The sequence below is a fragment of the Streptomyces sp. NPDC020731 genome (genome assembly GCF_044334705.1).
In the GTDB taxonomy this organism is placed as follows: domain Bacteria; phylum Actinomycetota; class Actinomycetes; order Streptomycetales; family Streptomycetaceae; genus Streptomyces.
Genome location: NZ_JBIRTN010000027.1, coordinates 38130 through 52605, shown reverse-complemented (window position 1 = coordinate 52605; position 14476 = coordinate 38130). Strand labels below are relative to the sequence as shown.

Annotated in this window: 9 protein-coding genes; all 9 read left to right on the top strand. The window is 73.2% G+C overall.

Features of this window, described 5'->3' with window-relative positions:
- Positions 1-3 precede the first annotated feature (3 nt).
- The 9 genes from ACH4VX_RS32585 to ACH4VX_RS32545 are packed head-to-tail and all read left to right on the top strand — an operon-like array spanning position 4 to position 14476.
- The gene (locus ACH4VX_RS32585) at positions 4-1320 is read left to right on the top strand and encodes a nucleotide sugar dehydrogenase (RefSeq protein ID WP_398372563.1); all 1317 of its coding nucleotides are present in this window, start codon (positions 4-6) and stop codon (positions 1318-1320) included.
- Positions 1310-2590 (top strand): glycosyltransferase family 4 protein, encoded by a 1281-nt coding sequence (locus ACH4VX_RS32580; RefSeq protein WP_398372562.1) that lies wholly within the window; start codon positions 1310-1312, stop codon positions 2588-2590. Before ACH4VX_RS32585 ends, ACH4VX_RS32580 begins: the two co-directional genes overlap by 11 nt.
- Complete coding sequence (locus ACH4VX_RS32575; RefSeq protein ID WP_398372561.1) at positions 2587-3954, top strand: Wzz/FepE/Etk N-terminal domain-containing protein; 1368 nt, start codon at positions 2587-2589, stop codon at positions 3952-3954. The genes ACH4VX_RS32580 and ACH4VX_RS32575 overlap by 4 nt, the downstream gene beginning before the upstream one ends.
- A complete protein-coding gene (locus ACH4VX_RS32570; protein WP_398372559.1) occupies positions 3951-5504 on the top strand; it encodes a Wzz/FepE/Etk N-terminal domain-containing protein in 1554 nt (517 codons plus the stop codon). The genes ACH4VX_RS32575 and ACH4VX_RS32570 overlap by 4 nt, the downstream gene beginning before the upstream one ends.
- Positions 5505-5507: 3 nt before the next feature.
- On the top strand, positions 5508-7433 hold the full coding sequence (gene asnB, locus ACH4VX_RS32565; protein WP_398372557.1) for an asparagine synthase (glutamine-hydrolyzing): 1926 nt from the start codon (positions 5508-5510) through the stop codon (positions 7431-7433).
- 24 nt (positions 7434-7457) lie between these two features.
- Positions 7458-9629 (top strand): bi-domain-containing oxidoreductase, encoded by a 2172-nt coding sequence (locus ACH4VX_RS32560; RefSeq protein WP_398372555.1) that lies wholly within the window; start codon positions 7458-7460, stop codon positions 9627-9629.
- Entirely contained in the window at positions 9626-11716 is a 2091-nt protein-coding gene (locus tag ACH4VX_RS32555) for an alginate lyase family protein (protein WP_398372553.1), read from the top strand. Before ACH4VX_RS32560 ends, ACH4VX_RS32555 begins: the two co-directional genes overlap by 4 nt.
- Before the next feature lie 14 nt (positions 11717-11730).
- Complete coding sequence (locus ACH4VX_RS32550; protein WP_398372551.1) at positions 11731-13242, top strand: right-handed parallel beta-helix repeat-containing protein; 1512 nt, start codon at positions 11731-11733, stop codon at positions 13240-13242.
- Position 13243: 1 nt separating this feature from the next.
- Positions 13244-14476, top strand: a complete 1233-nt coding sequence (locus ACH4VX_RS32545; protein WP_398372549.1) for an O-antigen ligase domain-containing protein — start codon at positions 13244-13246, stop codon at positions 14474-14476.

Genomic DNA, 14476 nt, shown 5'->3' with positions numbered 1-14476 from the left:
ATCGTGAGAGTCAGCGTTTTCGGGCTCGGCTACGTGGGCTGCGTGTCGGCCGCGTGCCTGGCCAGTACGGGTCACGAGGTCATCGGGGTCGACGTGAACCAGGTGAAGGTCGACCTGGTCAACGACGGCAAGGCCCCGGTGGTCGAGGAGCGGATCGGCGAGCTCGTCGCCGAGGTCGTGGGGACCGGGGCGTTACGCGCCACCCGTGACGTCCGCGAGGCGATCATGGGCAGCGAGGTCTCGCTGATCTGCGTGGGCACGCCGTCGGAGCCCAACGGCAGCCTGTGCACCACGTACTTGGAGCGGGTCACCGAGCAGATCGGCGCCGCGCTGGCGGAGCGCGGCGGGCGGCACACCGTCGTGTTCCGCAGCACCATGCTCCCGGGCACCTGTCTGAACCTGCTGGTGCCGATCCTGGAGAAGTCCGTCGGCGGCACGGCCGGGGTGGACGTCGGGGTCGCGGTCAACCCGGAGTTCCTGCGCGAGGGCACGAGCGTGCGGGACTTCTTCGACCCGCCCAAGACCGTCATCGGCGAACTCGACCCGGCCAGCGGCGATGTGGTGGCGGCGCTGTACGACGGCCTGCCCGGCGAGGTGTTCCGGGTGCCGGTCCCGACGGCCGAGGCGATCAAGTACGCGGACAACGCGTTCCACGGCCTCAAGATCGGCTTCGCGAACGAGCTGGGCGCGGTGTGCCAGGCGCTCGGGGTGGACTCGCACCAGGTGATGGACGTGTTCCTGGCCGACCGCAAGCTGAACATCAGCCCCGCCTACCTGCGGCCCGGCTTCGCCTTCGGCGGCTCCTGCCTGCCCAAGGACCTGCGCAGCCTGGTCCACGCGGCACAGCGGGCCGACGTCTCGGTGCCCATCCTCGCCCATGTGCTGCCCTCCAACTCCGACCATCTGCAGCGCGCGGTGGAACTGGTCGAGCGCACCGGCAAGCGCCGGGTGGGGCTGTTCGGTCTGTCCTTCAAACCCGGCACCGACGACCTCCGCGAGAGCCCGCTCGTCGAGCTGGCGGAGCGGCTCTTCGGCAAGGGGTACGACCTGAAGATCCACGACGCCAACGTGAGCCTGTCCCGGCTGCTCGGCGCGAACCGCGAGTACGTCGAGACCCGGCTGCCGCACCTCGCGCAACTGCTCGCGGACTCCGTCGACGAGGTGCTCGAACACGCCGAGGTGTGCCTGGTCGGGACCAGGGATCCGGCCGTGCTGTCGGCGCTCCCCCATGGCGACGGTCCGGTGATCGTCGATCTCGTCCGCCTTCCCGACGCCGAGGCGCGCCGGGCCGAACCGGGGTACGTGGGCCTTGCCTGGTGACAGATCGTTCAGTGACACGGCCGGCGGCGACCGGCACGGCCGGCGCGCGCTGATCCTGGTGGAGAACCTGTCGGTGCCGTTCGACCGGCGGGTGTGGCAGGAGTGCACGACGCTGCGCGACGCGGGCTGGGAGGTGCACGTCATCTGCCCGCAGGGGAGCAAGCGGGACACCGAGCCGGAGGCGGAGATCGACGGGGTACGGATCCACCGCTACCCGTTGCGCGCGGCCACCGGAGGGCCGGCCGGCTACCTGCGGGAGTACGGATCGGCGCTGTGGCACACGGTCCGGCTGGCCCGGAGGGTCGGCCCGGTCGACGTGGTCCACGCCTGCAACCCGCCCGACCTGCTGTTCCTGCCGGCCCTGTGGCTGAAGCGGCGCGGCGCGCGGTTCGTGTTCGACCAGCACGACCTGGTGCCCGAGCTGTACCTCTCCCGGTTCGGCCGCGGCGAGGACCTGCTCTACCGCGCCGTGTGCGCACTGGAACGGATGACCTACCGGGCCGCGGACGTCGTGCTCGCCACGAACGAGAGCTACCGGGACGTCGCGGTGCGCCGCGGCGGCCGGCGGCCGGAGGACGTCTTCGTGGTGCGCAGCGCGCCCGACACCGAGCGGTTCCACCCCGTACCGCCCGAGCCGGAGCTGAAGCGCGGCAAGCCCCATCTGCTGTGCTACCTCGGCGTCATGGGCCCGCAGGACGGCGTCGACTACGCCCTGCGGGCCCTGGCGAAGCTGCGCGACGAGGTCGGGCGGACCGACTGGCACGCGGTGTTCGTCGGCGGCGGCGACACCTTCGACGCGATGGTGGAGCTGTCCCGGCGGCTCGGGCTCTCGGAACAGGTGGAGTTCACCGGGCGCATTCCGGACGCCGACCTGGTGCGCCACCTGTCCACCGCGGACGTGTGCCTCTCCCCCGACCCGCGCAATCCGCTCAACGACGTGTCGACCATGAACAAGGTCCTGGAGTACATGGTGATGGGCCGGCCGATCGTCTCGTTCGACCTGAAGGAGGCGCGGGTCTCCGCCGGTGACGCCGCCCTCTACGCACCCGCGAACGACGAGGCCGAGTTCGCGAAGCTCGTCGCGCTGCTGCTGGACGATCCGGAGCAGCGGGCCCGGATGGGCAAGGTCGGCCAGGAGCGGATCGGCGGGCCGCTCGCCTGGCGGAACTCGCAGGCGTCGCTGCTCGCCGCCTACGCCGCCGCCCGCCGTGACCACGCCCCGGTGCCGGCGGGCGAGACGTACCGGGCCGGGAAGAGGCCGCGCCGTTGAGCGACGACACGATACGCCTGGTCACGATCGGGCGGATGATCCGTCGGCGCCGACGGCTCCTCACCCTCCTCGCCGTGGTGGGCGCGCTCGTCGGCTACGGCACCTCCCTGCTGTTCCCGCCGCGCTACACGACGTCGGCATCGGTCCTGCTGCCGGGGGCGTGGGAGGAGCGCGAGCTGCTGACCCAGACGGAGATCGCGACCAGTTCGGTGGTGGTCGACCGCGCGGCCGCCGAGCTCGGCTGGAGCGGGGTCGGCGGCAGCGAGCTGCGGGACCGGGTGAGCGCCAAGGCCGCCGACGGGAACATCATCGAGATCTCGGGCACGGCCGACACCCCGGAGCGCGCACAGCGGCTCTCCGACCAGGTGGTCCAGCAGTTCGTCACCTTCGCCGCGCGGGTCGCGGGCGACAGCTCCGACTCCGCGGCGGCGGCGCGGCCCGAGGAGCTGCGGCAGCTGGTGGTGCGGACCAGCCGCCGCATCACCGAGCTGGCCGACGCCGCCGATCCGGGGCGGACCGTGGAGAGCGTGCAGACCCGCACCGAGCTCGCGAAGCTGCGCACCGCGCTGCAGGAGGCCATCACCGAGCTGGACAAGGTCGACCCGACCGCCAACAGGGCCGGCATGGTCGTCATGGGGCCGGCGGCCCGGCCGTCCGGCGAGGCACCGCCGACGAGGACGCAGCTCGTCGTCGGCGGGGCGCTGCTGTTCTTCCTGCTCGCGGTCGTCGGCCATCTCACCGCCGCGCGGATGAGCCGTCGGCTGCGCACCGAACCGGAGATCGCCGCGGCGCTGGGCTCGACGCTGCTGGGCACCGTCGACGTACCCGGTGAGCAGCCCGCGCACCGGCCGCAGGACCGTGGCCGGCGGGCCGGGATCCGCCGGCTGCTCGGCGTCGACGTCCGGTGGGACACACCCACCCCGCGGACCTCCGGCGACGAGGCCGGCAGGCAGCTCCGCTACCGGCGGGTGTGCGCCCGCCTCCGGGACCGGCTGCCGGTCCCCCGGCGGCTGTTGGTCGTCGTTCCGGACGGCGACGAGATCGCCCGCCGGGCCGCCGGGCGGCTCGTCGCCGAGGCCGAGGGCGATCCGCTGCTGCGGGTGGTGGGGGTTTCGGTGTCCCGGCCGATGGTGCCGGACCGCGACCACGAGTCCGGTGCCCTGGTCGTGCTCAGCGCGGGCGGCTGGACCGCTGAGGAGCTCGCCGGCATCGCCGAGGCGTGTGCGGACGCCGGGCACGAGGTCGTCGGCATCGTCCTCGCCGACCCGGTCCGGGCCCGTCCGACGCGGTCCGCCGGCCCTCCTCGGGACACCGCCACGCCGGCGCTCGCGGTGGGCCACGACGCGACGGGAGGTGCACGGTGACGACGAGTGCGACGTCGGAGTCGTCGGCCGCCGCTCCGCTGCTGGACCTGCAGGCGCTGGTGGTGGCGGTACGGAGGCGGCGCCGCCTCTGGTGCTCCATGGCGCTGCTGGGGCTGCTCGTCGGCACGGCGGTGGCGGTCCTGCTGCCGCCGCCGCCGACCGCGGTGACCAAGGTGCTGGTCGCACATCAGCAGGACCAGCCGAGCGACCCCGGAACGCTGATCCGCACCGACGCCGCGCTGCTGCACACCACCCGGATCGCCGACAAGGCCCTGCGGTCCCTCGGGTCCCCGGAGAAACCGGAGGACTTCATGGAGGACTACGAGGGGGTCGGCCTGACCAACAACCTGCTGCAGATCACCGCGACGGGTGACAGCGACGCGGAAGCGGTGGCCCGCGCCGAGGCGCTGGCCGACGCGTTCGTCGCGGACCATGTACGGCGGATACGGGAAGCCGCGAACGCGGACGCCAAGACCCTGCTCGAACAGCGTGACCTCATGCGGGACGAACTCGCCGAGGTCAACAAGGCGATCGGAGACGGAGCGCCGGAGAGCGGGCCGAAGGCGGCGGCGGACCTGGAGTCGCTCTTCGCCCGCCGGGCCGAACTCACCTCGCGCATCACCGATTTCGGCCAGCGCGCCGCGGAGGCACGCATCGGCACGCCCCAGCTCATCGCCGGCACACAGATCGTGGACGCCCCGCACGCGGTGCGGCACTCCCTGCCCAGGACCGCTGCCACCGACGCCGCGATCGGGCTCCTCCTCGGGCTCGCCCTCGGACTCGCGGTGGCCTCGGTCACCGCAGTGGTGGCGGACCGCCCCGTGCTGCGGCGGGAGATCGCGGCGCACCTCGGCGCCTCGGTCGTCGCGGAGCTGCCCCGCCGGCCGGCCGGACCGTGGCGGCGCCGACGGACCCGGGCGACACGGACACGGCTCACCGCCTTCCTGGCCCGCACCGTGCGCGGCTCCGCGGAACCGGTGTCGCTGCTGGAACTGGGCTGTGCGCGCGGCACGAGCGTGATCGCCCTGGACCTCGCCCGGGCACTGGCGGCGAACGGGCCGGTGGTCGTCGTCGACGGTCTGCCCGGCCCGCAGCTCACCAGGCGCCGCCCGACGCCGGGAGACCCCACCGTGGTCAGCGGCGTGGACGCCGCGGCCGTGGCGCCCCAGGAGCGCCGGATCGGCGTCGGCTCGGTGGCGCCCGGCACGGCGTGGACCGACCTGCGGTACCTCGGCACCCGGACCGTGCTCGTCGTGCGGGCCGGGCACGGCAGCGCCGCATGGCTGCACACCGTGGCGCGACAGCTCACGGACCAGCGCATTCCGGTGATCGGTGTGGTGCTGATCGACCCCGATCCGCGAGACCGGACCGACGGCACGCTGTGGGACGGGCCGCACACCGTGCCGCGCGGCCACGGCGAGCGGCCGGAACGACAGAACGGTAGGGGTACCTCCCACGCCGTCCAGGCAGCGGGGGAGGGCCGGCGGCGGACGGAGCGGCTGCCGATGCCGGCGGCCCGGATCCCGGACAACGACCAGGAGGCGCGGTAGGACATGTGTGGCATCGCAGGCACGTACCGATGGCCGGACGGGAAGGCCGTGACCGACCGGCTCACCGATGTCCTCGCCCACCGCGGTCCGGACGGGGCGGGCCGGTACAGCCGTCCCGTCGGTGACGGCGAAGTGCACCTGGGGCACCGCCGGCTGGCCATCGTCGACCTGTCGGAGACCGGCGCCCAGCCGATGGTCTCGGGCGGCCTCGTCCTGACGTACAACGGCGAGCTGTACAACGCGCCCGAGCTGCGGGCCGAGCTGGCGGCCGCCGGGGTGCGCTTCCGCGGTACCTCCGACACCGAGGTGGTTCTCGAGGCCTGGCGGCGCTGGGGCACGGACTGCCTGCCCCGGCTGCGCGGCATGTTCGCGTTCGGGGTCTTCGACGAGCGGACCGGTGAGCTGGTGCTCGCCCGCGACCAGCTCGGCGTCAAGCCGCTGTTCCTGCTCCGGCGCGGCGGGGGTCTGGTGTTCGCCTCCGAGCTCAAGGCGCTCGCCGCCGTGACCGGCGGGTCGCTGGAGGTGGACCACGCGGCCCTTGTGGCCTCGCTGCTGTACTACTGGGTGCCGGACTCGCGGTGCGCGTTCCGCGAGGCGGAGAAGCTGCCGCCGGGGAGCTGGCTGAGGTGCCGGCCCGACGGCCGGGTGGAGCGCGGCCGGTTCTGGAACCTGAGGGACGTCGCGGCCGAGGGCCGGGAGCGGGCCCGCAGCGGCGAACAGCCGGACCTGGCCGCCGTCGTCGAGGAGTCGACCCGACGGCACCTGCTCTCCGACGTGCCCGTGGCGACCTTCCTCTCCGGCGGCCTCGACTCCAGCTACCTGACCGCGCTGGCGGCCCGTGACCAACCCGGGATCTCCGCGTACACGATCGGGTTCCGCGCCGAGGACGCCAGGTTCGAGGCGATGCCGGACGACCTGCGCTACGCCCGGCAGGTGGCCGAGCGGTTCGGCGTCGACCTGCACGAGATCGAGATCGCTCCGGACGTGCTCGACCTGCTGCCGCGGATGACGTACCACCTGGACGAGCCGATCGGCGACCCCGCCGCGATCAACACGTTCCTGATCTGCTCGGCCGCCCGGGAGGCCGGGGTCAAGGTGATGCTCTCGGGGATGGGCGCCGACGAACTGTTCGCCGGGTACCGCAAGCACCTGGCCAACCTGCTCGCGCTGCGCTACCAGCGTGTTCCGCGGCCCCTGCGGCGCGGGGTGTCCGCGGCCGTGGACCGGCTGCCGGTCGCCTCGGCCCGCCGGGGGTACCGGTCGGTGCGCTTCGCGAAGCGGTTCCTCTCCTTCGCCGATCTGCCGGAGGAGACCGCGTTCCGGCGCAGCTACACCATGTACGACCGGGACGAGCTGCTGGCCCTGATCGATCCGGACCTCGCCGGGACGGTCGAGGACGTGCTGACCGAACACGCGGACGTCTACGAGGACAACGACCTCGACGACTTCGTCAACCGCATGTGCCTGGGCGACGCCCGGATGTTCCTTCCGGGCCTGAACCTCGCGTACACCGACCGCTCCAGCATGGCCGCGTCGACCGAGGTGCGGGTGCCGTACGTGGACGTCGAGGTGGTCAGGGCGGCGTTCGCCGTGCCCGGTGACCGCAAGATCGTCGGACGGCAGGGCAAGGCCGTCCTCAAGGAGGCGGCCTGCTCGATCCTGCCCCGGGAGATCGTGTACCGGCCCAAGGGCCTGTTCAGCGCCCCGCTGCGGGCCTGGATGAGCCGGGATCTGGCCCCGCTGGTGCGCGAGGTGGTCAACGACGGCGAGCTCGTCCGTTCCGGGTTCCTGCGCCGCGACGCGCTCCAGCGGCTCGTCGCCGAGGACGCCGCCGGGCACCGGGACTTCTCCAAGCATCTGTGGCACGTGCTGACCCTCGAGTACTGGTACCGCGGCGCGACCTCCGGGTCCGGCCGGACCGCCCCCTGACGGCGTAGAGACAAGAGGACTTCGGTGAAACAGGTCGTACAGAACTACAAGAGCGGCGAGCTGGCGGTGCTCGACGTGCCGGTGCCGGGGTGCAAGCCGGGCGGTGTGCTGGTCCGCAGCGCCTACTCGCTGATCTCCACCGGGACCGAGCTCATGAAGGTCTCCGAGGCCGGCATGTCGATGCTGGGCAAGGCCCGCTCCCGGCCGGACCAGGTGGCCAAGGTGGTGCAGAGCGTGGCCGTCAACGGGGTGCCCGCCACCTACCGCAAGGTGATGGGCAAGCTGGACTCCTACACCCCGCTGGGCTACTCGCTGTGCGGGGTGGTCGAGCAGGTCGGCGCCGGGATCGACGACGTGAAGGCCGGCGACCTCGTGGCCTGCGCCGGCAACGAGCACGCGTTGCACGCCGAGCTGAACTGGGTGCCGAAGAACCTCTACGCCCCGGTGCCGGACGGTCTCGCGCCGCGGCACGCGGCCTTCGGCACCGTCGGGTCGATCGCCTTGCAGGGCGTCCGCCAGGGCGAGTCGCGGCTCGGCGAGGTGGCGCTGGTCATCGGTCTCGGGCTGATCGGGCAGCTGGTGGTGCAGCTCCTGACCGCCTCGGGGGTCCGCGTCGTCGGGGCCGATCCCGACCCGGAGCGCTGCGAGCTCGCCGGGCGGCTGGGCGCGGCGGCCTGCGGCGATCCCGGCTCCGCGGCCGTGGAGAGCGCCGTCGCCGAACTCACCGACGGCCACGGCGTGGACCAGGTGTACCTGGCCGCCGGCGGCGGCAGCAACCAGCCCGTCGAGCTGGCCGCCCGGCTGTGCCGGGACCGCGGCCGGGTCGTCGACATCGGCAAGTGCCGGCTGGACCTGCCGTGGAACGCGTACTACGAGAAGGAGCTCGACGTCCGGTTCTCCCGCAGTTACGGCCCCGGGCGCTACGACCCGGAGTACGAGCTTCAGGGGCGGGACTACCCGATCGGCTACGTGCGCTGGACCGAGCGCCGCAACCTCGCGTGCTTCCTCGATCTCATGGCCCGCGGCAGCGTCGACGTGGAGCCCCTGGTCTCCCGTATCGCCGACTTCGACGACGCCGTCGAGACGTACCGGAGCCTGAAGGACGGCGAACTGAAGGCCGTGGCCGTGCTGTTCCGGTATCCCGGACAGGCGGTCGAAGCGGAGGCCCCGGTGGTGGTCGTGCCCGCCGTGAACGTGAAGCGGAGTCCGGTGAGGGCCGCGAGGACGCCGGTGCGCCTCGCGTTCGTCGGCGCGGGCAACTACGCGTCGTCGATGCTGCTGCCGCACCTGGCACAGCGCGACGGCGTCGAGCTGTCGACGGTCGTCACCACGACGGCGCTGTCCGGGGCCAACGCGCAGCGCAAGTTCGGCTTCGCCGGGGCGACCACCGACCTCGACGCCGTGCTCGGCGACAGTGCCGTCGACGCGGTGTTCGTGGTCACCCGGCACAGTTCGCACGCCGAGCTGACCCGGAGGGCGCTGCTGGCCGGCAAGGCGGTGTTCGTGGAGAAGCCGTTGGCGCTCACCGAGGACGAACTGGCCGGGGTACTCGCGGCGGTGGAGGAGTCCGGCAACGACCGGCTGCAGGTGGGCTTCAACCGCCGGTTCGCGCCGCTGCTGCGGGAGGCCAGGGAGCGGTTCGGCGCCCGCACCGGTCCGGCGAGCCTGCGCTACCTGGTCAACGCGGGCCGCCTCGACCACGGCAGCTGGTACCTCCGACAGGGCACCGAGGGCTCGCGGTTCGCCGGCGAGGGCGGGCACTTCATCGACACGGCGAGCTGGCTGCTGGAGGCCGACCCGGTCTCGGTGTACGCGGTCGCCCCGGCCGGCAACGAGGACCTTCAGGTCGTCCTGCGCTACCCGGACGGGTCCACCGCCACGATCAGCTACGTCACCACCGGATCGTCCGGGTTCCCCAAGGAGACGCTGGATCTCATCGCGGACGGCAAGGTGCTGCGGCTCGACGACTTCGTCCGTGCCTCGGTCCATGGCCGTAAGCGGTGGGTCAGTTCGCGGCTGCCCAAGGCCCGGGACAAGGGCCAGAACGCCGAACTGGCCGCGTTCGTCAAGGCCGTACGGACCGGCGGGCCGATGCCGGTGCCGCTTCAGTCGCTGGTCGCCACCACCGCGGCCACCCTCGCCGTACAGGCCGGTCTGGCCGCGGGCGCGCCGGTGACACTCACGGGGGCGCGATGAGCATGAGCGCGGGCTGGTACCTGCGGCGGCTGTCCCGGATGGGGCCGCGGGAGGTCGGCGGCCGGGTGGGCGACGCGGTGCGCAGACGGCGGTGGCGGTCGTCGCGGCCGGACTGCCCGGACGTGACCGGCGCCCGGTTCACCGCGGTACTGCCCGCGGGGACGATCGCCGCGGTGCCGCCGGACGCCGCGAAACGTCTCGTCGCCGAGGCGGACCGGCTGCTGGCCGGGCACGCCGAGTACTTCGGGGTGGTCCGCGACGACCTGGCCGACCCGGACTGGTCGTACGACCCGAAGACCGGGCGCCGGGCGCCGTCGGGCTACGCCTTCGACGTGCCGTACCGGAACGAGGACGCGGTCGGGGACATCAAGCAGATCTGGGAGCTGTCCCGGCACCAGCACCTCACCGTGCTCGCCGCCGCCTACGCGCTCACCGGGGACGAGCGGTACGCCGAGCGCGTGGCCGGGCACCTGCGGTCGTGGTGGGCGGCCAACGCGCCGCTGCGCTCGGTGCACTGGACCAGCGGCATCGAGCTGGGGATCCGGCTGCTGTCCTGGGTGTGGGTCCGCCGGCTGCTCGACGGCTGGCCGGGCGCGGCCACTCTGTTCGAGGACAATCCGGTGGCGCTGCGCCAGATCTGGCACCACCAGCGCTGGCTGGCCGCCTTCCCCAGCCGGGGGTCCTCGGCGAACAACCACGTCATCGCCGAGACCGCCGGGCAGTTCGCCGCGGCCTGCGCGTTCGGCTGGTTCCCCGCCTCGGCGCGCTGGCGGGCCGACGCGCTGCGGTCGCTGGAGCGGCGGCTGCGGAGCAACACCTTCGGCTCCGGCCTCAACCGCGAGCTGGCCACCGAGTACCACGGCCTTGTGCTGGAGCTCGGCCTGGCCGCGGTGGCCGAGGCGGACGCCGCCGGCGTGCCGGTCCCCGCGACGGTCCGGCTGGTGCTGCTGCGGATGACCGACGCGCTCGCGGCCGTCGTGGACAACCGGTTGCGGCCGCCGCGCCAGGGGGACGCGGACGACGGGCACGGGCTGGTCGTGGACGGCGCGGGCACCGACCGCTGGGCCTCGCTGCTGGCCACCGGGGACGCCGTGTTCGGCCGGCTCCACTGGTGGCCGGCGGTGACCGGCACCGATGTGCGCACCCCGCTGCTGGCCGCGCTCATCCGTCCCGGGGCCGATCCAGGGTTCTCCGGCCGCGCCCCGGCGCCCGGCACGCCTCCTCGCCGCACGGCGCCCCCGGGCAGATGGCTCCGCCACACGAGCGGCGACACCGCACACCGAGGGCAGGCACCGGGCGACGGGGCACTCCGGACGGGCCGCACCCCGGCGGTGTCCCGGCCGGCGAGCCGGCCGGACCGTTTCACCGACGCGGGGCTCACCATCCTGCGTGGTCCGGGGGAGATCTGGTGCCGCTGCGACGGCGGTCCGCACGGCTTCCTGTCCATCGCCGCGCACGCCCACGCGGACGCGCTGTCCGTGGAGGTCCGGCACGACGGGGTCGACGTGCTCGCCGACCCGGGGACGTACTGCTACCACGGGCAGCCCGAGTGGCGGCGGTACTTCCGGTCGACCCTCGGCCACAACACCCTGCAGCTGGACGGCGCCGACCAGTCCGTCTCCGGCGGCCCGTTCCTGTGGACCCGGCACGCCCGCAGCCGCGTCCTGGTCGCGGACACCTCCGACGGGGAAGTGGCCCGCTGGTGCGCCGAACACGACGGTTACCAGCCCTCCGTGCACCGCCGCCGGGTGGAACTGAACTCCGCCAGCCAGGAGTTGAGGGTGGTCGACGAGGTGCGCGGCCCGCGCCGGGAGGTGCGCCTGGCGTTCCACCTCGGTCCGGCGATCGCCGCGGACCTGGCGGGGAACCGGGCCGTGCTCACCTGGACCCGGGACGGCGAGGACCGCTCCGCGGTACTCGACCTGCCCGGGCAGCTGAGCTGGCGGGCGCATCGCGGCGAGAGCGACCCGCCGCTGGGCTGGTACTCCCCCGGCTTCGGGCGCAAGGAACCCGCCACCACGCTGGTCGGCACCGGCTCCACCGACGGCACGGAGGGCTTCACCACCGTGCTCGGGTTCAAGGGTTGAGGGGAGGAGGGCACTTGGGAAGCACGTGGCGGCGCCGGGCGTTACCGCTGGCACTGGTCCTGCTGGCGGCGACCGGCTGTGAGAGCACGCCGGACGCGCGGCCGGAGCCGACCGCCGCGCCGGCCGCGTCCGTGGCCCGGGTGTGCGACGGGCCCGCGGCCGGGCCGGCGAAGGCGCCGGCGGGCGCGGTGACGGTCGACCCCGCGGTGGCCGGTGACCTGGCCGCGAAGACCAGGAGCAGCCCTCCGCACACCACGTTCTGGCTGCGGCCGGGCACGCACGGGCTCGATCCCGACCGCTACGCCCAGGTCGTCCCCAAGGAGGGGAACAGCTACCTCGGCGCGCCGGGCGCGGTGCTCGACGGCCACAGGACCAACCAGTACGCGTTCGGCGGCACCGCCCGCGACGTCACCATCCGCCACCTGACCGTGCAGGGTTTCGTCGCGCCGCACGACGAGGGCGTGGTCAACCACGACTCGGCCGACGGGTGGGTGATCGAGCACGCGACGATCCAGAACAACTCCGGCGCCGGGCTGATGGCCGGTGCCCGCCAGCGGGTCCGCGCCAACTGCCTGCGCGACAACGGCCAGTACGGCATGAACGCGTACAAGGCCGACGGCCGTATCAGCGGCCTGGTGGTCGAGGGCAACGAGATCACGGGCAACAACACCGACGACTGGGAGCGGCGGCGGAAGGGCTGCGGCTGCACCGGAGGCGTCAAGTTCTGGGCCGTCGACGGCGCCGACGTACGCGGCAACTGGGTGCACGACAACCGCGGTACCGGGTTGTGGGCGGACACCAACAACAACGACTTCCGCATCGAGGACAACGTGCTGGAGGCCAACGACGGTGCCGCGCTGATCTACGAGACCAGCTACAACGCGGTCATCCGGAAGAACACGATCCGGCGGAACAACTGGGTCGAGGGCCGCAAGTACGCCGACCGCGGCGACACCTTCCCGTTCGCGACCGTCTACCTGTCCGAGTCCGGCGGCGAACCACGGATCCGGGCCCGCACGGACAGGATCGAGATCTACCGGAACGTGCTGGAGGACAACTGGTCCGGGATCACCCTGTGGGAGAACGCCGACCGGTTCTGCAACAGCCCGGCCAACACCTCGTCCGGTGAATGCACGTTGCTGGTGAAGGACACCGGCCGCTGCGCACAGCCGGCGATCGCCACCGCACCGCTCTACGCCGACTGCCGGTGGAGGACCCAGCGGGTGGACATCCACGACAACCGCTTCGTGCTGGACAAGTCCGTCGTCGACTGCACGGAGAAGTGCGACCGCATGGCGGTGCTGGCCAACTACGGCACCTACCCGGACTGGTCGCCGTACCAGGGCGAGCGGGTGGCCGAGGCGATCACCCTCGAGCAGCACAACCGCTGGCACGACAACGTCTACGTCGGCCCCTGGACGTTCGTCGCCCACGACCCGAGCCGGGTCCTCGACTCCGGGCAGTGGCAGGGCACGCCGTACCGACAGGACGCGGGCAGCACCTTCCGCGCACGGGACGGTGGTTGAGATGGGCGCGGACCGGGCGCCGAAGACCGTCGGGACGGCCTGGGGGCTGCTGGTCCTCAACACGCTCGGCTCCGCCGGGGCGGAGACCATCGTCCCGCTGCCCCGCTCCCTCATCCAGATGGCCACCATGGGCGCGCTGGTCGCCGCGTTCGCGCTGGCGCTCGCGGCCAATCTCCGGCTGCGCATCCGGCCCACCGCCTACGTGTTCCTGCTCACCCTGCTGCTGGTGCCGAGCGTGATCTCCAGCGCGAGCCTGGAGTCCGGGTTCGGCGCGCTGTTCCGCTGCACCCGGCTGGCTCTCTTCGTCGGCACGCTGTGGCTGCTCAGCCGCTGGTGGGACGGCGGCCTGACGTTCGTCCGGCACCACATCCGGATGTACTTCGTGGTCCTCGGGTCGGTGGCCGCCGGCCTGGTCGTCTCACCGGGCACCGCCATGCCCGAGCTCTACGGCGGGCGGCTGGTCGGCGCGTTGTGGCCGCTCACCCCGCCGCAGATCGGACAGTACGCCGCGGTGATCACCGGGCTCACCGTGCTGCTCGTCCTGGGCCGCCGGACCGACCGGCGCAGCGCGGCGCTGGTCGTCGTGCCGGCACTCGTCCTGCTCGCACTGACCCACACCCGCACGGCCACGCTCGGCCTGCTCGTCGGGCTGACGGTGGCGATCGGCTCGCTCGTCCTGACCAGCGCCGCCGCCCGCCGGTTCTTCGCCTGGGCGGTGCTGTGCGCCGCCGTGGCCGCGGTGGGGTTCGCCTCCGCGCTGCAGGCGTGGTTCCTGCGCGGACAGAGCCAGGAGAACTTCACCAGCCTCACCGGCCGGGCCAAGGTCTGGGACGCCCTGCTGGCAGCACCCCGGACGACCTCGGAGTACCTGTTCGGCGCGGGCCTGGGCGACAAGTCGTTCGGCGGGCTGCCGATCGACAACAGCTGGCTGGCCGTCTACCACGAACAGGGGATGACCGGCGTCGTCCTGGTGGCGGCGATCATCGTCGTGCTGGGCGGCGTCGCGTTGCTGCGGCCGCCGTCGCTGTCGAGGGCCTGCGCGATCTTCCTGATCGGCTACTGCGCGATCGCGTCGTACACCGAGGCCGGTCTGGGCGACGCCTCGCCGTATCTGCTGCACCTGGCCGTGGCCGCCTCGCTCCTCGTGGCGCCCGCCCCGGCCGCTCCCCTCCCGACGCCCGACGTCCCCCGACGGCGCGTCCCGCGATGGGCCCGAAGATCGGAGGTGACCTGA